Below are 18410 nucleotides of genomic sequence, written 5' to 3' on the forward strand. Positions count from 1 at the left end.
CCCCGTGACGCGCCTCAGGCTCCTGTGACGCGCCGCAGCGCCTGGTCGAGGTCGGCCCAGAGGTCCTCGACGTCCTCGATGCCGACGCTCATGCGCAGCAGGTCCTCGGGGACCGTGGGGGACTCGGTCGTGAAGCGACGTCGTCGCTCGAGGCTCGACTCGACCCCGCCGAGGCTCGTGGCGGGGACCCACAGCGCGAGGGCGTCGACGACCGCGTCGGCCGCCTCGACCCCGCCCACGGGGCGCAGGCCGATGATCGCGCCGTACCCGTCCATGACGCGGGTCGCGACCTCGTGCCCCGGGTCGTCGGGCAGCGACGGGTGCCGGACCTCGGCGACCGACGGGTGGCCGGACAGCCGGTGGGCGATCTCGGCGGCGTTCGCCTGCGCGCGCTCGACGCGCAGCGCGAGGGTCCGCAGGCCGCGCAGCGCGAGCCAGACCTCCCACGGCCCGGCGATCGCGCCGTGCAGCGTGCGGTAGGCGCGGACCGACCGCTCGAGGTGCTCCGAGCTCGTCACGACGGCCCCGAGGACGACGTCGGAGTGGCCGGCGAGGTACTTGGTCACCGAGTGCACCACGAGGTCCGCACCGGACTCCAGGGGGCGCTGCACGAGCGGGGTCGCGAAGGTGTTGTCGACCGCGACGAGGGCGCCGGCGCGGTGCGCCGCGTCGATGAGGACGGGGAGGTCCGCGACCTCGAGCATCGGGTTGGTGGGTGACTCGACCCACACGAGGTCGGCGCCGGCGAAGGCCGCGACCGAGGCCTCGGTGTCCGCGATGTCGACCCGGCGGACCGTCACCCGGTGGCGCTCGGCCATGTCGTCGACGAACCCGAGGGTGACCTGGTAGGCGTGCCGCGGCACCACCACGGTGCCGCCGTCGGGGACCATCGCGAGGACCGAGGCGATCGCCGCCATGCCGGAGGCGAAGACGACCCCGCTCTGGGACGCCCCCTCGAGCTGGGCGATCGCGTCCTCGAAGGGCTCCCAGGTCTCGGTCCCGGCGCGGGTGTAGAGCTTCTCGTCGGGGGAGGGGACACCGGCCGAGACGTAGGTCGACGAGAGCACCACCGGTGGGTTCACCGGGCCGCCCGAGACCCGCGGCGGCCGCCCTGCGGCGACCGCGACGGTCGCCGGGGAGAGCGCCGGCGACGCCGGGCCGTGAGGGCTGTGCTGAGCGGTGGTCCCGGGGGTCGTCGACGCGTCGTCCATGCGTCCGAGGGTAAGCCGTGCGCTCCGGTAAAGTCGCACGCGATGGCTACCGTCTCAGAATCCCAGCCCCCCACCCCTGCGTCCGCACCGGCGCCCGCTCTGCGCGCCGACGCCTCGGGCGACCTGCCGGGTGAGCACCGTCGTCCCCGCGTCGTGCTGCTGTTCGGCGGACGCTCCGGCGAGCACGTCATCTCGTGCGCCACGGCCGCCGGGGTCATGCGCGCCATCGACCGCGACCGCTACGACGTGGTGCCCGTGGGGATCACGCGCACCGGCCAGTGGGTGCTCGTCGAGGACGACCCCGACCGCTGGGCCATCACCGACGGGCGTCTCCCCGAGGTCGACGCGACCGGCACCGAGGTGCTGCTGCCGCTCGCCGTCGGCCAGACCGCGCTGCGCGTCCTCGAGGCCGGGGCGCTTCCGCGGGTCCTCGGCGACGTCGACGTCGTCTTCCCGCTGCTCCACGGGCCCTTCGGGGAGGACGGCACCCTCCAGGGGATGCTCGAGCTCGCCGACGTCCGCTACGTCGGCGCCGGCGTCCTCGCCTCGGCCGTGGGCATGGACAAGCACTTCATGAAGCTCGTGCTGGCCGGCCAGGGGCTGCCGGTGGGCCCGTACACGGTCGTCCCGCCGGGGGAGTGGGACCGCGACGCCGAGGCCGTGACCGCCCGCGTCGCCGGGCTCGGGCTGCCCGTGTTCGTCAAGCCCGCGCGCGCCGGCTCGAGCCTGGGCATCAGCAAGGTCGACGACCTCGCCGACCTGCCGGCCGCCGTCGCCGAGGCCCGTCGGCACGACCCGAAGGTGATCGTCGAGGCCGGCATCGTCGGCCGCGAGATCGAGTGCGCCGTGCTCGGCGGTCGCCGCGGCGAGCGCGCCCGCGCGTCCCTGCCTGGCGAGATCCAGGTGACCGACACCACCCACGCCTTCTACGACTTCGAGGCCAAGTACCTCAGCGAGCAGAGCGTCGAGCTCACCTGCCCCGCAGACCTCAGCCCCGAGCTGGTCGCCGAGGTGCAGGACGTCGCCGTGCGGACCTTCGAGGCCGTCTCGGGCGAGGGGCTCTCGCGCGTCGACGTGTTCGTCACGGAGGCGGGCGAGGTCGTCGTCAACGAGATCAACACGATGCCGGGCTTCACGCCCTTCTCGATGTACCCGCGCATGTGGGACCGCAGCGGCCTGCCGTACGCCGAGCTCATCACCGAGCTCGTCGAGCTCGCCCTCGAGCGCGAGACCGGTCTGCGCTGAGCGGAGACCCGGCTGACCCGGCCGGCCCGGCTGGTCGTGCTCTCAGCGGCAGGCGTGCGAGGTCGTCGGGATCTCCGCGACGGCCCGCGCCACGTCGATGAGCGAGGCCGTCGGCTGGCTGCCGCCGAGCTCGGTCGGCACCTGGACCGCGACGGCGGGCTCGCGCCCGTAGGTGGTGAAGGTCCAGCCGTTGTCGTCCTGGCTGGTGATCCAGTCGAAGGTCCCCAGCCCCGCGATGCCCGGGTCGACGGACTGGCAGTCCTGCGTGGTCGGCGCGGGCGGCTCGACGCCGCAGCGCAGCGTGATCGCGCGGCCCGGCTCGCCCCACGCGGCGGTTGCCTGGCTCGACGCCCGGACCTTGTCCTGCCCGCCGACCTCGTCGGGCAGCATGAGGACGACCTTCGCGCAGACCGGCTCCGCGGCGTCGACGCCCGCGGGCACGTCGATGGTCGGGGTGCAGGCCGCGAGAGCGGCAGCCCCGGCGACCAGCGCGAGGGCGGCCGCCACGGGCCGCAGCACGCGTGACCTCACCGGTCGGGCGGACCTGCGCGGGCGGTGGAGGAGACTCGTGAGCACCCCGACACTCTAGTGCCCGCGCCTGGACGTCGGCCGGGGCCCGCACGCGCTGGGCTAGGGTGGCCGCGTGAGTGCTTCTGAGCGTGTCTGCGACCTGGCCGAGGAGCAGCTGCTCGCACGGATCTTCCCGCTGCTCCCCACGACCGACGCGACGCTCGTCGGTCCCGGCGACGACGCAGCGGTGATCTCGGCCCCGGACGGCAGGTTCGTGGTCTCGACCGACGTCCTGGTCCAGGACCGGCACTTCATCCGCGACTGGTCGACCGGCTACGACGTCGGCTGGCGCGCAGCCGTCCAGAACCTCGCCGACATCGCTGCCATGGGCGCCAGGCCCACCTCGCTCGTGGTGTCCCTCGTGCTGCCCCGCACCGAGGAGGTCCACTGGGTCCTCGAGCTCGCCCGCGGCCTCGCGGAGGCCTGCGCACCGCACGGCGCCGGTGTGGTCGGCGGGGACCTGTCGAGCGGCGACGCGATCGTCGTGGCCGTGACGGTCCACGGCGACCTCGAGGGCGGTGCGCCCGTGCTGCGCTCCGGCGCACGGCCGGGCGACGTCGTCGCCCACGCCGGTGTGCTGGGACGTTCCGCAGCGGGCCTCGACCTCCTCTCGGGTGCTGAGGAGACCACGGCGTACCCCGACCTCGTCGCCGCCTACCTGCGCCCCGACCCGCCGATCGGCTCGGGCGCGCGCGCCCGCCTGGCCGGGGCCACGGCCATGCTCGACGTGTCGGACGGGCTGCTGCGCGACGGAGGGCGGATCGCCCGGGCGAGCGGCGTGGTCCTCGACCTCGACCCGCTGGGCCTCTCGAGCCCGCGCGACCTCGCGGCGCTCTCGGCCGCCGGGAGGGCGCTCGACGTCGACCCGGTGCGCTGGGTGCTCACGGGCGGCGAGGACCACGGGCTGCTGGCGACCTTCCCGGCGGGGGCAGACCTGCCGCCGGAGTTCCGCGTGGTCGGTCGGGTGCTCGAGGCCACGGCAGAGCGTGGCCCGGCCGTCACGGTGCAGGGCGTCGTGCCCGACGGCGACGAGGGCTGGGACCACTTCGCCGGACGGGGCAGCCGGGCCTGAGCCGGCGGACGCTGCTCAGCGGCGGCGGTAGCGGACCTCGGTGAGCGGCTTCCCGCCGATCTCCTCGATCTTCTCGACGCCGTCCGGCTCGAAGCCGTGCCGCTTGTAGAACCTGCGGGCACGCTCGTTGTCGGCGAGCACCCACAGGGACACCGCCGACGACTCGGGCGCGGCGTCGAGCACGGTCCGCATGAGGTCGCGCGCGACACCCCGCCCCCACGTCTCGGGGTCGAGGTAGATCGCGTACAGCTCGAGGTCCTCGGGCTCGGCGTCCTCGTCCCCGGCCGGGCCGAGGTGGGCGAAGCCGACGGTGCGCTGGTCGAGCTCTGCGACCCAGGTGCTGCTCGCCGTCCGTCCGACGACGTCGTCCCACCACGCCTCGCGGGCGGCGACGTCGAGGCTCGCGAGGTACTGGGTCGGCACGATGCCGGCGTAGGCCTCGCGCCACGAGGCGACGTGGATGCGCGCGATCGCCGAGGCGTCGGCGGCCGTGGCCGGACGGATGGTCAGGTCGTCACGCTCGTGGTCCATACCGGTCAGCCTGCCACGGCGGGTCCGTCACGCCAAGGGTTCTGCGGCACCGTCCCTGCAGGACCGTGCCCGGAGACACCGACAGCCCGCCGGACCGAGGTCCGACGGGCTGTGCGAGAGAGTCTTCGCGAGGAAGAGACTCAGATGTGACGCGTGACCTTGCCTGCCTTGAGGCAGGAGGTGCACACGTTGAGGCGCTTGGGTGCACCGTTGACGATTGCGCGAACGCGCTGGATGTTCGGGTTCCAGCGGCGCTTCGTGCGCACGTGCGAGTGCGAGATGCTGTGCCCGAAGCTCGGGCTCTTTGCGCAGACTTCGCAGTTGGCAGCCACGGTCTCTCCTGATCGTCATGCACGCCGCTGTGCGGCGACTTCAATGGTCTGTGGATGCGGATCCGAGTGAACCCGCACGAGAACCTCGGAAGGTCACGGGAGGGTGGTGTCACGGTTCGCGCATGCCCTGGTGTGTGCGGGCAACCTCGATAGGGTAGCGGATTCTCTCGGTGCTACCCAAATTGCCTGCGGACGCCGGCTGTCCCAGGAGTCCGGTGAGGACCCTGCTCGGCCTGCGGGGCCCGGCTGCGAGAGCCGTGCCCTGGCGTCCGGCACCTGTGTGGCGCGGGACGATGTACGACATCATATGTCGTCGGAGCGCGGAGAGGGAGTGCGTCGTGACACACACCAGCAGCACGGACGGGCGCAGCGCGCTGCTCGACGTGGCCTCGGTGCTGCGCTGGGCCGGCGACGCCGTGGACGTCCTGGAACGGGCGCGCCCCGTCATCGACCGCGCCAACGTGTTCCCCGTGCCTGACGCCGACACGGGCACCAACCTCGCCGGCACGCTCACCCAGGCCCGCGACTCCGCCGTCGCCGCAGCCGGTGCGGGGCCCGCGACGACCGACGACGTGCTGCACGCCCTCGCGCACGGTGCGCTGCTCGGCGCGCGCGGCAGCTCGGGCGTGATCATGAGCGAGTTCCTCCGTGGCTTCGCGGCAGGGCACGCGGCTTCTCCCGCAGGTCTGCCCGACGCCTCTCGGGCAGAGGAGAGCGCCGCCGGGCTGCTCGCCCGGGCTCTCGACCGCGGGGCCGAGAGCGCGCACGCGTCCGTCGTCGACCCACGGTCCGGCACCATGCTCACCGCCGCCCGCGGAGCCGCCGACGCCGCCGCGCGCGCCGTGACCGACGGCGGCGGCCTCGCCGAGGTCCTCGTCGCAGCGTGCGCAGGCGCCGACGCAGCCCTCCGGCGCAGCGTCGACGAGCTCGACGAGCTCCGCCGGGCCAGGGTGCTCGACGCAGGTGCCTACGGCTTCGTCCTCGTGCTCGACGCACTCTGCCGCGCCCTCGGCCACGGACCGACGCGTGCGACCGAGGCGGAGACACTCTCTGTCGCGGGCGAGCCCGTGGCGCACGAGGGCGGCTCCCACGCCCACGGCTCACACGGCGCTCACGGCACAGTGGTCGACGGTGAGTTCGAGGTCATGTGCGTCGTCCGGCACGCGGTCGGCGCGGAGGGCGGCACGACGACCTCCTTGGAGGAGGTGGCACCGCTGCTGCGGTCCGGTCTCCAGCAGCTCGGCGACTCGGTCGTCGTGGTCGGCGGCGCGGACCGGCGCGACCCGGCCGGGGACGGCTCCGCCCGGCGCGGCACCTGGCAGGTGCACGTGCACACCGACCACCCCGTCGACGTCCTGCGGCTGCTCGACCGCTGGGAGGTGGGGCAGGTGGTCGTCCGGTGCCTCGCCCACCAGGTCTCGGCGCGAGGGGCCGCCGAGCTCGGCCTCGTCGCCTGCACGAGCGCGCCGGGCCTCGTGACGGACCTGGCCCGCTCGGGCGCCGTCGTCGTGCTGCGCGGCAGCGGGCCCGTCGAGCGCGAGGACCTGCTCCGGGCCGTGCACGAGACCGACGCCGAGCAGGTGCTGGTGCTGCCGGCCGACGAGTCCACGCTCGCGCTGGCCCGTGGCCTGGGGGACCTGTCCCGTCCCCAGGTCACGGCCGTCGCGTCCACGAGCGACCTGCACGTGGTCGCCGCCCTGTCCGCCTGGGTGTCCGACACCTCGGCAGGGAGCGCCGGGCGCGCGGCCCGGACCGCCTCCCTGCGTGCCATGGAGGCCGTCGTCGCCTCCGTCCGGGCGGTCCAGGTGGACGCCGCGCGCCCCGCCGAGCTGGTGGACCAGCTGTCGCGTCTCCTCCAGTACGCCGCGCGCACCTGCGAGCCGAGCCCTACCGCCTCCACCGCCTCCACCGCCCCCGCAGCCCCCACGGTGCTCACGGTGCTCGCAGGGGACCTGGTCCCCGCGAGCGTCCTCACCGACCTCGTCGTCCACGCCGAGCGTCTCGCGCCCGGACTCGAGACCGTCGTCCTCCCCTCCGGGCGACGGTCCACCGCACTCGTCATCGGAGCAGAGCAGCAGTGAGCATCGACCACCCCTTCACCCTCGACGAGCCCCTCACCAAGGTCTTCGAGAAGCGCACCTCGAACCAGCTCGCCAAGCTGGGCCTCACGACCACCGGCGACCTGCTCCGTCACTACCCGCGGCGGTACGCCGACCCGGGCGCCATGTCCCAGCTCTCGACCCTCGTGGTGGGAGAGCACGTCACCGTGATGGCGCAGGTGGTCAGCGCGACGGTCCGAGAGATGCGCTCGCGCGGCGGCGCGATGCTCCAGGCGGTCGTCTCGGACGGCACGGACCGACTCTCGCTCACCTTCTTCGCCAAGCACCCCGGTGCGCTGCGCACCCACGAGTCCCGGCTGAAGCCCGGCCGTGCCGGACTCTTCACCGGGGTGGTCTCCGAGTACCGCAACGAGAGGCAGCTCACCCACCCGGACTACCTGCTCCCCGGCGTGGACGTCGAGAACGAGGTCGACGCGCTGCTCGAGGTCAGTCGCCTCATGCCGATCTACCCGGCCACCGCGTCCTTCGCCTCGTGGAAGATCCACAAGTGCGTCCGCCAGGTCCTCGACCCGCTCCACGTCGACGACCTCGCCGACCCCGTCCCGGCGGACGTGCTCGGTCGACGGAACCTCGTGCCGCTGGTGCAGGCCTTCCGGGACATCCACCTGCCGGAGAGCGAGAGCGAGTGGCACCGCGGCCAGAAGCGCCTGCGGTACGAGGAGGCCTTCGTCCTGCAGACCGCCCTCGCCCTGCGACGGTCGGAGGCCGCCGCCCTCGAGGCGACCTCGCGGACCCTCGTCGAGGACGGCCCGTCGATCCTGCGCGACTTCGACGCCGCCCTCCCCTTCACCCTCACCACCGGGCAGCGGGAGGTCGGCGACGAGATCGCGGCCGAGCTCGCGGCCCCCCACCCCATGCAGCGCCTGCTCCAGGGCGAGGTCGGCTCGGGCAAGACCGTCGTCGCGCTGCGGGCCATGCTCCAGGTCGTCGACGCCGGAGGGCAGGCCGCACTCCTGGCACCGACCGAGGTGCTCGCCGCCCAGCACGCCCGGACCCTGGCCGCCCTGCTCGGCGACCTCGCCGCAGGCGGCATGCTCGGCGGGGCCGCCCACGGCACCCGCGTCGCCCTGGTCACCGGGTCCCAGCCGGCCGCCGTGAAGAAGAAGAACCTGCTCGACGCCGCGTCGGGTGCCGCCGGGATCGTCGTCGGCACGCACGCCCTGCTCAGCGCAGGGGTGCAGTTCGCCGAGCTCGGCCTCGTCGTCGTCGACGAGCAGCACCGCTTCGGTGTCGAGCAGCGCGACCTGCTGCGTGCCAAGGCCCGCACCGTCCCGCACCTGCTGGTCATGACCGCCACCCCGATCCCGCGCACCGTCGCCATGACCGTCTTCGGCGACCTCGAGACCTCGACGCTGCGCGAGATCCCCGCCGGGCGCTCCGGCATCACCACCTACGTCGTGCCCGCCCAGAAGCCCGCATGGGTCTCGCGCACCTGGGCCAAGGTGCGCGAGGAGATCGACGCCGGCCGCCAGGCCTACGTCGTCTGCCCGCGGATCACCGGGGACGACTCGTCCGAGGACGACGCGACGCCCGCTCTCGACCCGGCAGCGCTCGCGGGCACCGACGAGGACCGCGACAACCCGGGCGGTCCCGCCGCGTCTGCGGCGAGGTCGCGGACGCCCCTGCGCGCGGTCCTCGAGGTCGCCGCCGAGCTGGCGGCCCTCGAGGTCTTCCGCGGGGTGCGGATCGGCATCCTCCACGGGCAGATGCCCCAGGCTGAGAAGGAGGCTGCCATGGCGGCCTTCACGGCGGGCGAGGTCGACCTCCTCGTGTCGACGACGGTCATCGAGGTCGGGGTCGACGTCCCCCGTGCCACCGCGATGGTCGTGCTCGACGCCGACCGCTTCGGCCTGTCGCAGCTGCACCAGCTGCGTGGGCGGGTCGGGCGTGGGGCCGACGCCGGGATCTGCTTCCTCGTGTCGGAGATGGCCGACGCAGAACCGGCGAAGACCCGCCTCACCACGCTCGCGTCGACTACCGACGGCTTCGAGCTCGCCGCCGCCGACCTCGAGATGCGCAGCGAGGGCGACGTGCTCGGCGCCGCGCAGTCGGGCCGCTCGACGTCGCTCCAGCTGCTGCGCGTGGTCCGCGACACCGCCGTCATCGAGCAGGCCCGCGAGGACGCGGCCGCGGTCGTGGCCGTCGACCCGACGCTCGTCACCCACCCGGTGCTGCTGGCCGAGATCACCGGACGGGTGACGGGGGAGCGGGCGGAGTACCTCGACCGGTCGTGACGCCCGTGCGGCACGACCACGGCCGGCCGCTCGCTAGGCTGGTCCGGTGACTCGGATCGTGGCAGGGCTCGTCGGCGGCAGGAGCCTCGCCGTCCCACCGAAGGGCACCCGCCCGACCAGCGACAGGGTGCGCGAGGCGATCTTCTCGCGGCTCGAGCACTACGAGGTGCTCGACGGCGCCCGCGTGCTCGACCTCTGCGCCGGCTCGGGGGCCCTGGGGCTCGAGGCGGCGAGCCGCGGCGCGTCCGCGGTGGTGCTGGTCGAGGCGGGGAAGGTCGCCGCACAGGTCTGCCAGCAGAACGTCGCGACCCTCGGGCTCTCCGGCGTCCGGGTGGTCGCGGACCGGGCCGAGCGCTTCGTCGCGCAGCCCCCCGCGCAGCCGTGGGACCTGGTGTTCCTCGACCCGCCCTACGACATGAGCGACGCCGACGTCGCGGCGCTGCTCCTCGCGCTCGAGGGGCACGTCTCCGAGGATGCCGTGGTCGTGGTGGAGCGGTCCTCGCGGACCCCGGAGCCGACGTGGCCGGCCTCGTGGCGGCTCATCGTCACGAAGTCCTACGGCGAGACGCTGGTGCACTACGCAGAGCCCGTCGGGGCCGGCGAGGACGACGACGCGCCTGCCTCCGACGACGAGCCCGCCGGCGCCGCGTCCTCCTGAGCTCAGGCGCCGTCGCCCTCCGGCACGTGCGCGCCAGCAGCCGCCCACGCCATGCCGACCGGTACGGACGCGAGGTCTGACGGGTCGACGAGCGCGACGCTCGGTCCGCCGACCGCGTCGAGCAGGGCCCGGGTGTCCGCGTCGTCGCGCAGCGACCCCTCGGACCCCACGAGATACGACGTGAGGAAGTCGCGCAGCGGGCCGGCGTCGACCGCGGTCGGTGCGTCGAGTGGGCCCTCGACGACGACCTCCGGGGCGACGTGCAGCGTGGTGAGGAGCAGCGCCGGGACGCGGGCCGCGGTCGCGCCCAGCCCGGGCTGGAAGTACGGCACCGCGAGCAGCCGGGCGCCGTGCCGCGCGTAGAAGCGCAGCCGTGCCGCAGGGTCGCCGTGCGCCTCGCTCGCCTCGTGGTGGGCCGGGTGCTCGACCTCGGCGAGCAGCAGACCGGGCGACGACTCGGCGACCCAGGTCTGGACCGCGGCGTCGAGCAGCGCACCACCGATGCCGCCGCCGCGCTGCCCCGGGGCGATCGCGAGGTAGACCAGCAGCATCGCCTCGCCGGGGGTGCCAGACCCCGCGGCGACAGCACCGGCCACGACACGCCCGTCGCGCCGGACGCCGAGAGCGCGGGTGCCCCCCTGCGCGCAGCCCTCGACGAGCGACTCCAGGCTCTCGAGCTCTTCGGGCGGGAAGGACGGGCTCAGCACGTCGCGGTGGAGCTCTTCGAGGTCGGCGGCCGTGACGAGCGGCTCGAGGTCGACCCCGGGCCGGTCGGCGCGCTCCGGGGCGGCGCCTGGACCGGTCGTCGTGGCGGAGGTCGGGTCAGGGGCGGTGGGCGGCTGCTCGGGCTCAGTCGTCATGGAGCCATCATGGGCCACCGGGTGGGCGTGTACTACCGTGAGCGGGTGACTCTTGCCGTCTGCCCGGGATCCTTCGACCCGATCACCCTGGGGCACCTGGACGTCGTCCGTCGGGCGTCCCTCCTCTTCGACGAGGTGGTCGTGGGCGTCGCCCGCAACGCCTCCAAGTCCGCGCTCCTCGACGTCGGGGCGCGGGTCGCGCTGGCCGAGGCGGCCTGCGCCGACCTGCCGACCGTCCGTGTCGTCGAGGTCCCGGGGCTGCTCGTCGACCTGTGCCGCGAGCTCGGCGCCGTCGCGGTCGTCAAGGGCCTGCGCGGGGGAGCGGACTACGACGCCGAGCAGCCCATGGCGCTGATGAACCGTCACCTCTCCGGGGTCGAGTCGGTGTTCCTCACCGCCGACCCGCGGTACGCGCACATCGCGTCGTCGATGGTCAAGGACGTCGCACGCCACGGCGGGCAGGTCGACGACCTCGTGCCGCCGGGCGTCGCAGACGCCGTCCGCCGCGCGCTGGGCGTCCCCCCGCCCGCGTCGCCCGCGTCGACCGCGACCGCCACGCACCCCACCGCCACCCCGCTCCCAGCACCCGGCGGGGACACCTCTCCCGGCTCCGCCGCCCACCCGAACCAAGGAGTCTCATGACCCCCCACGACGACCACGAGACCTTCGTCGAGGGTGAGGGCGCCGGCGTGCCCGCGATCCTCGACGCGCTGACCGACCTCGTCGAGCGTGCCCGGACGATGCCCATGTCGTCCTCGGTGCTCGTCAACCGCAACGAGGCCCTCGACCTGCTCGACGAGCTCCGCGAGGCCCTCCCCACCCAGCTGACCCGGGCGGACGAGGTGCTCTCCGACGCTGACCAGGTCCTCGAGGACGCCCACTCCCAGGCCGAGGAGCTCATCGAGACCGCGCGGCGTCGTGCCGCCGAGCTCGTCGCCTCGGAGCAGGTGGTGCTCCAGGGGCAGGTCCAGGCCCGCGAGCTCGTCGCCGAGGCCGAGTCGACCGCTGCGCGCCTGCGCCGTGAGGCCGACGACTACTGCGACCGCCGCCTCGCCGAGTTCGAGATCGACCTCGGCAAGGTGCTCGCGCAGGTGCACGCCGGACGTGACCGGCTCGCCGAGCGCCTCGACGAGGCCGGGGCGGGAGCTGCCGACCAGCAGCGCTGAGCCGGCGCGCCAGCCGACCAGCACCGACGGGCCGGAGACCGACCGGGCAGCGCCGATCACGTCACACCGGCGGACCGCCCGACGGGTCTGGGCACGGCCGCAGATGGCGTAGTATTGTCTGTTGGCCCTGCCGGAGACGGCGGGGTTGCTGGACGCCGGTGCGAGCCGGTCGACAGCAGACGGCCCCTCAGCACCCATCACCTTCGGACACACCGTGGAGCACCTCATCACTCTCGACCCTCGATCGCCGCTCGTTCTCGACACTCGTGAGCTCAGCAGGCGTCCTGGCTCGATGCGTGAGGTCCAGCTCACGGCTCCGGCGCCGGTGGACCTGGGGACTGTCGTCATCGGGATCCCCGAAGGTAGCGACATCAGCCTCGACCTGAGGCTCGAAGCCGTGATGGAGGGTGTCCTCGTCTCCGGGACAGTCGCAGGCCAGTCGGTCGGCGAGTGCGTCCGGTGCCTGGACGAGGTGGTCGACGACGTCGACTTCACCGTCACAGAGCTGTTCGTGTACCCCGAGCGCGCCAAGGCCGCAGAGGACGCGGGCGACGACGACGAGGAAGAAGAGGTGCGCGAGCTCGAGGACGATATGATCGACCTCGAACCCGTGCTTAGGGATTCGGTGGTGCTTGCACTACCATTCCAACCGTTGTGTTCGCCCGACTGCCCGGGGCTGTGCTCCGAGTGCGGTGCCCACCTGGCGGACGATCCTGATCACCAGCACGAACTGCTCGACCCCCGGTGGTCGACACTCAAGAGCATTATCGACGAGACGAAAGAGAGCTAGCCGTGGCTGTTCCGAAGCGCAAGATGTCGCGCAGCAACACCCGTGCGCGCCGTTCGCAGTGGAAGACGACCGCCGCGAACCTCACCACGTGCCCGCAGTGCAAGGGCGACAAGCTGTCGCACGCTGCGTGCCCGACGTGCGGCACCTACAAGGGTCGTCAGTACGCCGAGGCGCTGCGCACCGAGCACGCTAACTGATTCGCCGGCGCCGCTGGCGTCGCACGGATTGGTCGAAGGAGAAGTTCCGGTGGCATCGCACGCAGGTCGTCAGGTCTCACCGGCAACGCACCTTCTCGAGGAGCTCGGGGTCCATCTGGACCCCGAGCTCCTCGTGCTTTCCCTGACCCACCGGTCCTTCGCGCACGAGGCCGGCGGGATCCCCACCAACGAGCGTCTCGAGTTCCTCGGTGACGCGGTGCTGGGGCTCGTGGCCGCCGAGGCGCTGTTCCGGCGCCACCCCGACCGCCCCGAGGGCGACCTCGCCAAGATGCGCGCGGCCTCGGTGTCGCAGCGCGCCCTGGCCGCCGTCGCCCGCAGGCTGTCCCTCGGGGACTACATCCTGCTCGGCAAGGGCGAGTCGCAGACGCGCGGGTTCGACAAGGACTCGATCCTCTCGGACACCGTCGAGTCGCTCATCGGCGCCGTCTACCTGAGCCACGGCCTCGAGGAGGCCCGCAGCTTCGTCCACCGGCTCCTGGACAGCACGCTCGACGCCGCGGCCGACCTCGGCGCAGGCCTCGACTGGAAGACCTCGCTGCAGGAGGCTGCTGCCGAGCGCAACGTCGGTGCTCCCGAGTACACGAGCGAGGGCGAGGGCCCCGACCACGCCCGCATCTTCACGGCGCACGTGATCATCGACGGCGAGATCCTCGGCACCGGCCAGGGCACCGCCAAGAAGCACGCCGAGCAGATCGCCGCCGAGCAGGCCTACGTCGCCCTCACCGGGCGCTGACCCTCCTCCGTGGACACCGCCCGCTGGCTGCACCGTGCCTGAGCTCCCCGAGGTCGAGACGGTCCGCGACGGCCTCGCCCGGCACGTGCTGGGCGCGCGCGTGGACTGCGTCGAGGTCCGCCGCGACTACAGCGTCCGTCGGCACGAGGGCGGACCGGTCGACTTCGCCGCGCGCCTCTCGGGCCACCGCCTGGTCGAGGCCGCACGACGCGGCAAGTACCTCTGGCTGACTCTCGACGAGCCCGGCCTCGCGCTCCTCGGGCACCTGGGCATGAGCGGCCAGCTCCTCGTGCGCTCGGGGGACACCCTCACCGCCGAGTCGAGCCACCTGCGGGTCCGGCTCCACCTCACCGCAGCAGACGGCACACCCCTCGCCCTCGACTTCGTCGACCAGCGGACCTTCGGTCACCTCAGCGTCACCGAGCTCGTCGCGACCCCCGACGGTCTGCCGGGCGGCCTCGGCACCGACGAGCCGCTCGTCCCCGAGCCCGTCTCCCACATCGCGCGCGACCTCCTCGACCCGGCCGTCGCCGAGGGGACCGCCGGACGGACAGCCCTCGTCGACCGGGTCCGCCGCCGGCGCACCGGGATCAAGCGGGCGCTGCTCGACCAGACCGTCGTCTCGGGCATCGGCAACATCTACGCGGACGAGGCCCTGTGGCGGGCGTCCACGCACTACGCCCGGGGGACCGCCGGGATGTCCCGCGCCCAGGTCGCCGCGGTGCTGGCCGCCGCCGAGCAGGTGATGCGCGAGGCGCTCAGCCAGGGCGGGACCAGCTTCGACGCGCTCTACGTCAACGTCAACGGTGCGTCGGGCTACTTCGACCGGTCTCTCGCCGCCTACGGCCAGGCCGGCAAACCCTGCCGCAGGTGCGGTGCGACGATCCGGCGCGACGAGTTCATGAACCGTTCGTCGTTCAGCTGCCCGGTATGCCAGCCGCGCCCTCGGAACGCGTCGCGGTAGCGGGCTTCACCTGAGAGCCCGCAGGGTACTAGTGTGCTCAGGCGGGCCTCACGTCAAGCAGATGGCGACCGCAGCCCGACGCAGCGCAGCGTCGAGCCGCGGGCGAGCAGGCGCACGGGCCGTGCGGCCCCCGAGCCGCCACGCGCAGCCCGCACGGGCACGAGGACGAGACGAAGGAAGCCGTATGGGAGCCTGGAGCAGCGAGCCGTTCGGGAACGACGGGGCAGGTGACCTCGTGGCTGACATCGAGCGTGGCGAGTTCACCTTCGACGCCCTCGGGTGGGCCTTCGAGGACGACTACCTCGAGGTCGACGGCGGGCAGTACGCGATCGCGCTCGTCGAGATCGCCCTCGTGCTCCAGGGAGACCGCGCGCCCCACCCGGCGCTCGCCGACGTCGACCTCTCGCAGGTCGCCGAGCAGTTCACCGAGGACAAGGTCCGGTGGATCGTCGAGATGGCCGACCGCGCTCTCACCGACAGCGAGACCTCCGAGCTCTACGAGCTCTGGGAAGAGGCCGGCGAGCTCGACTCGTGGCGAGCACCGTCGGTCGAGTCCCTGGACCGGCTCCGCTCGACGCTCGGCTGACCTGCGGGACCTGCTCGCTCCGCGTGGGAGCGGTCCCGCGGCCTGAGCCCTGAAGCCGCCCGCAGCCCGGGCTGCGAGACCCTGCGGCCCAGGGCGGAGAACCTGTGGCCCAGGCGGTCAGGCCGCGGGCAGCCCGCTCAGCGCGAGACGACGTTGCGGAGCGTCCGGCCCTCTCGGAAAGCGGCGACGTTCTCCGCGACGAGCTCGGTGGCGCCCTGGGGTCGTCCGCCGGCCGCGTGCGGCGTGAGGATGAGGTTCGGGGTCTCCCACAGCGTCGACGACGCCGGGAGCGGCTCGGTGGCCACGACGTCGAGAGCAGCGCCCCCGAGGGTCCCGGCGCGCAGCGCCTGCTCGAGGGCCACCTCGTCGAGGGTCGCCCCGCGTCCGACGTTGACCACCCACGCGTGGTCCGGGAGCGCCGCGAAGACCTTCTCGGAGACGATCTTCTCGGTCTCGGGGGTGGCGGGGAGGATCGCGACGAGCAGGTCCGTCTCCGCGAGCCGTGCGGGCAGCTCGTCCTCGGTGATCACGGGGAACCCGGACCGCTCGCCGGCGGTCGTGGCGACGCCGACGACGTCCGCCCCGAGCATCTGCAGGAGCGGCGCGAGCGCCTGACCGATCGACCCGAAGCCCCACACGGTCACCGCTGCCCCGGCGAGGGTCCCGAGGCCGGGGTAGGTGGCCCGGTCGCCGGACTGCGAGCCCCCGAGTTCGCCTGCCCACCGGGAGTCCCGCTGGGCGTCCACCATGAGGTCGAGGCGCCGTGCCGCCGACAGGGCCAGGGCGAGCGTGTGCTCGGAGACCGGGCCGTCGTGCAGCGAGCGGCCGGAGGTGACGACGACCTCGGGCGCGAAGCCCGCGGCGAGGATCGCGTCGGGACCTGCGGCGAGGGCCTGGACCCACCGCAGGGCGGTGAGACGGCGCGCGGTGTCGGCCAGCTGCTCGGACGTGTTCCCCCAGGCGACGAGCGCGTCGGCGTCGGTGTGCGCGTCGGGCACCGGGGCGTCGGGCGCGTAGGAGACGTAGGTGACGCCGTCGACGGTCTGGTCGACGGGGAGGTCGAGGGACAGGGACGTGGGGAGGAGGACCTTCATGTGCTCCACTGTGCCAAAGATCGGCGCAGGCGCCCGGTGGGAGACCGCGTCGTGACCGCTCTGGCAGGCCCCGCACCGATAGGATGTGGTCGTGGACACAACACCTGAGGGCCTGCAGACCGAGAGCATCAGCGTCATGATCGTCGACGACCACGAGGTCGTCCGACGAGGCATCGCCGAGGTGATCGACAGGTCCGAGGGCATGAGCGTCGTCGCCGAGGCCGGCAGCGTCGCCGAGGGCGTCCGTCGTGCGAGCCTCGTGCACCCCCAGGTCATGCTCGTCGACCTCCAGCTGCCGGACGGCACCGGGATCGACCTCATGCGCTCCGTCCGCGCCACCCAGCCCGAGACCCGCGCGATCGTGCTCACGTCCTTCGACGACGACTCGGCCCTGGCCGCCGCCCTCGAGGTGGGGGCCGCCGCCTACGTGCTCAAGAGCGTCCGCGGCGCGGAGATCGCCGACGTCGTGCGCGCCGTCGCCGCCGGACGGGTGCTGCTCGACGAGCGCACCATCACGCGTCGTCGCCGCGAGCACGACGACCCGACCGAGGACCTCACCCCGAGCGAGGTGCGCGTCGTCGACCTCATCGGTGAAGGACTCTCGAACCGTGAGATCGCCGAGCGCCTGAGCATCGCGGAGAAGACCGTGAAGAACCACATCACCTCGCTGCTGGCCAAGATGGGCCTCCAGCGCCGCACCCAGGTCGCCGCCTGGGTCGCCGCACGCAAGCACCACGCCTGGGCGCAGGACTCCACGAACCGCTGAGCCGGGCCGCCACGGTCGGGGGAGTGCCCCCGGCGGGCTCGGCGGGGTGCTGGGCGGACGCCGCCCAGCACCCCTCAGCTGCGCTCGACGAGCGGCGCCGACCAGGTGAGGATCGTGCCCCGCCCGGTGGCGGAGTTCTCGAGGCTCGACGACCCGCCGTGCTGACGCGCGCGGGCGGCGACGTTCCAGGTCCCCGACTTGCGTCCGGTCGGTGCCCCGAGCCCGACGCCGTCGTCCTCGACCTCGACGGTGACGTCGCCCGGGCCCTCGTGGAGGGTCGCGACCGTGACGCGCACGGCCACGGACGACGCCTGCGCGTGCCGGGCGGCGTTCGCGAGCCCCTCGCGCACGACGGCGAGGATGTCGTCGGCCAGCGCCTGGGACACGAGCTCGTCGACGAGCTCTTCGTCGTCGTCGATGGCGCCCAGGCTCCGGTCGTCGAGGGAGATGACGAGCGACGGGGCGAAGCCGAGCCCGGTGCGGGCGAGCGACGCCTCGCGGCGCAGCCGCTCGACGAGCCCGGTCGCCGCGTCGGGGTCGCGCAGGGAGTGGACGATGGCCCGGATCTCGCGCACCGAGTTGTCCACGTTGTCGAGGGCCTCGTCGAGGATGGAGATGAGCCCGGCCTTGTCGAGGCCGCGCGCCGCGCGGCGCCGGACCGTCTCGAGCTGCATGCCGGTGGCGAACAGCTGCTGGATGGCGAGGTCGTGGAGGTCCCGCGCGATGCGCTCGCGCTCCTCGACGAGCTTGGAGAGGTCCTGGGCCTGCCGGGCCTCCGAGAGCACGAGGGCGAGGGCAGCCTGGTCCGCGAAGGTCGAGGCACGCTCGAGGTCCTTGCTGATGAACGCCTCCTGCCCCACCTTGCGCAGCAGCACGAGGACGCCGACGGGCTTCTCCGCGGTCCCCATCGGGGCGTAGAGCGCGGGGCCGAAGCGCCGCATGGGAGGGAGCTGGAGGTTGCGCGCGACGGCGAGCGAGGGCACGAGCCGGCCCTTGCCGCTGCGCAGCGCGGTCCACGAGAGCCCGCCGTGCGGCATGGTCTGGCCGAGGAGCTCGTCGGAGTTCCAGCCGCGCACGATCTCCATCACCAGCTCGCCACCGAGCCCGGGGAGGACGAGGCAGGCCGCGTCGGCGTCGGCGATCTCGCGGGCGACCGAGACGATGTGCTCGAGCACGTCCTCCTCAGGTGCGCCCGACAGCAGCATCGTGGTGATGTGCGCGCCCGCGCTCAGCCACTTCTCTCGCTCCACAGCATCTGCC

Annotated in this window: 20 protein-coding genes; 13 read left to right on the forward strand and 7 right to left on the reverse strand. The window is 73.5% G+C overall.

What is annotated here, in order from left to right; all coding sequences use genetic code 11:
- Positions 1-14: 14 nt before the first annotated feature.
- Entirely contained in the window at positions 15-1211 is a 1197-nt protein-coding gene (locus SKED_RS05460) for a trans-sulfuration enzyme family protein (RefSeq protein WP_012866128.1), read from the reverse strand.
- 42 nt (positions 1212-1253) lie between these two features.
- On the opposite strand from SKED_RS05460, the gene SKED_RS05465 reads away from it, so the two are divergent.
- Positions 1254-2456, forward strand: a complete 1203-nt coding sequence (locus SKED_RS05465; protein ID WP_012866129.1) for a D-alanine--D-alanine ligase family protein — start codon at positions 1254-1256, stop codon at positions 2454-2456.
- 42 nt (positions 2457-2498) lie between these two features.
- Here SKED_RS05465 and SKED_RS05470 read toward each other — a convergent pair whose 3' ends face one another.
- A complete protein-coding gene (locus SKED_RS05470) occupies positions 2499-3032 on the reverse strand; it encodes a DUF3515 family protein (protein WP_245534610.1) in 534 nt (177 codons plus the stop codon).
- A gap of 67 nt (positions 3033-3099) precedes the next feature.
- On the opposite strand from SKED_RS05470, the gene SKED_RS05475 reads away from it, so the two are divergent.
- Positions 3100-4098: a thiamine-phosphate kinase gene (locus tag SKED_RS05475; protein WP_012866131.1), complete on the forward strand. Its 999-nt coding sequence runs from the start codon at positions 3100-3102 to the stop codon at positions 4096-4098.
- Positions 4099-4113: 15 nt separating this feature from the next.
- On the opposite strand, the gene SKED_RS05480 is transcribed toward SKED_RS05475, so the two are convergent.
- Together SKED_RS05480 and rpmB are read right to left on the reverse strand one after the other, a co-directional pair.
- The gene (locus SKED_RS05480; protein WP_012866132.1) at positions 4114-4629 is read right to left on the reverse strand and encodes a GNAT family N-acetyltransferase; all 516 of its coding nucleotides are present in this window, start codon (positions 4627-4629) and stop codon (positions 4114-4116) included.
- 140 nt (positions 4630-4769) lie between these two features.
- Entirely contained in the window at positions 4770-4961 is a 192-nt protein-coding gene (rpmB, locus tag SKED_RS05485; protein ID WP_012866133.1) for a 50S ribosomal protein L28, read from the reverse strand.
- 338 nt (positions 4962-5299) lie between these two features.
- Between rpmB and SKED_RS05490 the strand changes: the two genes are divergently transcribed.
- The 3 genes from SKED_RS05490 to rsmD are packed head-to-tail and all read left to right on the forward strand — an operon-like array spanning position 5300 to position 9973.
- Complete coding sequence (locus SKED_RS05490) at positions 5300-7042, forward strand: DAK2 domain-containing protein (RefSeq protein WP_012866134.1); 1743 nt, start codon at positions 5300-5302, stop codon at positions 7040-7042.
- Entirely contained in the window at positions 7039-9315 is a 2277-nt protein-coding gene (locus SKED_RS05495) for an ATP-dependent DNA helicase RecG (RefSeq protein WP_012866135.1), read from the forward strand. Before SKED_RS05490 ends, SKED_RS05495 begins: the two co-directional genes overlap by 4 nt.
- Before the next feature lie 46 nt (positions 9316-9361).
- On the forward strand, positions 9362-9973 hold the full coding sequence (gene rsmD, locus SKED_RS05500; RefSeq protein WP_012866136.1) for a 16S rRNA (guanine(966)-N(2))-methyltransferase RsmD: 612 nt from the start codon (positions 9362-9364) through the stop codon (positions 9971-9973).
- Positions 9974-9975: 2 nt separating this feature from the next.
- On the opposite strand, the gene SKED_RS05505 is transcribed toward rsmD, so the two are convergent.
- A complete protein-coding gene (locus SKED_RS05505) occupies positions 9976-10833 on the reverse strand; it encodes a GNAT family N-acetyltransferase (RefSeq protein WP_012866137.1) in 858 nt (285 codons plus the stop codon).
- A 45-nt stretch (positions 10834-10878) separates the two neighbouring features.
- Here SKED_RS05505 and coaD point away from each other — a divergent pair, with 45 nt between their 5' ends.
- The 7 genes from coaD (at position 10879) to SKED_RS05540 (ending at position 15290) form a co-directional block, all read left to right on the forward strand.
- Complete coding sequence (gene coaD, locus SKED_RS05510; protein ID WP_012866138.1) at positions 10879-11475, forward strand: pantetheine-phosphate adenylyltransferase; 597 nt, start codon at positions 10879-10881, stop codon at positions 11473-11475.
- Complete coding sequence (locus SKED_RS05515; protein ID WP_012866139.1) at positions 11472-11999, forward strand: ATP synthase subunit B family protein; 528 nt, start codon at positions 11472-11474, stop codon at positions 11997-11999. The genes coaD and SKED_RS05515 overlap by 4 nt, the downstream gene beginning before the upstream one ends.
- 214 nt (positions 12000-12213) lie before the next feature.
- Positions 12214-12789, forward strand: a complete 576-nt coding sequence (locus tag SKED_RS05520; protein ID WP_012866140.1) for a YceD family protein — start codon at positions 12214-12216, stop codon at positions 12787-12789.
- Positions 12790-12791: 2 nt separating this feature from the next.
- Positions 12792-12986, forward strand: a complete 195-nt coding sequence (rpmF, locus tag SKED_RS05525; protein WP_012866141.1) for a 50S ribosomal protein L32 — start codon at positions 12792-12794, stop codon at positions 12984-12986.
- 49 nt (positions 12987-13035) lie between these two features.
- Positions 13036-13740, forward strand: a complete 705-nt coding sequence (rnc, locus tag SKED_RS05530) for a ribonuclease III (RefSeq protein ID WP_012866142.1) — start codon at positions 13036-13038, stop codon at positions 13738-13740.
- A gap of 34 nt (positions 13741-13774) precedes the next feature.
- The gene (mutM, locus tag SKED_RS05535; RefSeq protein ID WP_012866143.1) at positions 13775-14704 is read left to right on the forward strand and encodes a bifunctional DNA-formamidopyrimidine glycosylase/DNA-(apurinic or apyrimidinic site) lyase; all 930 of its coding nucleotides are present in this window, start codon (positions 13775-13777) and stop codon (positions 14702-14704) included.
- A 184-nt stretch (positions 14705-14888) separates the two neighbouring features.
- Entirely contained in the window at positions 14889-15290 is a 402-nt protein-coding gene (locus tag SKED_RS05540) for a DUF4259 domain-containing protein (RefSeq protein WP_012866144.1), read from the forward strand.
- Positions 15291-15427: 137 nt separating this feature from the next.
- Here SKED_RS05540 and SKED_RS05545 read toward each other — a convergent pair whose 3' ends face one another.
- Positions 15428-16384, reverse strand: coding sequence for a phosphoglycerate dehydrogenase (locus tag SKED_RS05545; RefSeq protein WP_012866145.1), 957 nt, complete (start codon positions 16382-16384; stop codon positions 15428-15430).
- Between the two features lie 136 nt (positions 16385-16520).
- Here SKED_RS05545 and SKED_RS05550 point away from each other — a divergent pair, with 136 nt between their 5' ends.
- Complete coding sequence (locus SKED_RS05550; RefSeq protein ID WP_042438693.1) at positions 16521-17150, forward strand: response regulator; 630 nt, start codon at positions 16521-16523, stop codon at positions 17148-17150.
- 74 nt (positions 17151-17224) lie between these two features.
- On the opposite strand, the gene SKED_RS05555 is transcribed toward SKED_RS05550, so the two are convergent.
- Positions 17225-18400 carry a GAF domain-containing sensor histidine kinase gene (locus SKED_RS05555; protein ID WP_012866147.1) on the reverse strand — a complete coding sequence of 392 codons (1176 nt, stop codon included), beginning with the start codon at positions 18398-18400 and terminating at the stop codon, positions 17225-17227.
- Positions 18401-18410: the final 10 nt, after the last annotated feature.

It is taken from the genome of Sanguibacter keddieii DSM 10542, assembly GCF_000024925.1.
In the GTDB taxonomy this organism is placed as follows: Bacteria; Actinomycetota; Actinomycetes; order Actinomycetales; family Cellulomonadaceae; genus Sanguibacter; species Sanguibacter keddieii.

Excerpts from the sequence above, each read along its gene's own strand:
- SKED_RS05460 (WP_012866128.1), bottom strand. The coding sequence starts at position 1,211 with ATGGACGACGCGTCGACGACCCCCGGGACCACCGCTCAGCACAGCCCT.
- SKED_RS05465 (WP_012866129.1), top strand. The coding sequence starts at position 1,254 with ATGGCTACCGTCTCAGAATCCCAGCCCCCCACCCCTGCGTCCGCACCG.
- SKED_RS05480 (WP_012866132.1), bottom strand. The coding sequence starts at position 4,629 with ATGGACCACGAGCGTGACGACCTGACCATCCGTCCGGCCACGGCCGCC.
- SKED_RS05505 (WP_012866137.1), bottom strand. The coding sequence starts at position 10,833 with ATGACGACTGAGCCCGAGCAGCCGCCCACCGCCCCTGACCCGACCTCC.
- SKED_RS05515 (WP_012866139.1), top strand. The coding sequence starts at position 11,472 with ATGACCCCCCACGACGACCACGAGACCTTCGTCGAGGGTGAGGGCGCC.
- SKED_RS05540 (WP_012866144.1), top strand. The coding sequence starts at position 14,889 with ATGGGAGCCTGGAGCAGCGAGCCGTTCGGGAACGACGGGGCAGGTGAC.
- SKED_RS05545 (WP_012866145.1), bottom strand. The coding sequence starts at position 16,384 with ATGAAGGTCCTCCTCCCCACGTCCCTGTCCCTCGACCTCCCCGTCGAC.
- SKED_RS05550 (WP_042438693.1), top strand. The coding sequence starts at position 16,521 with ATGATCGTCGACGACCACGAGGTCGTCCGACGAGGCATCGCCGAGGTG.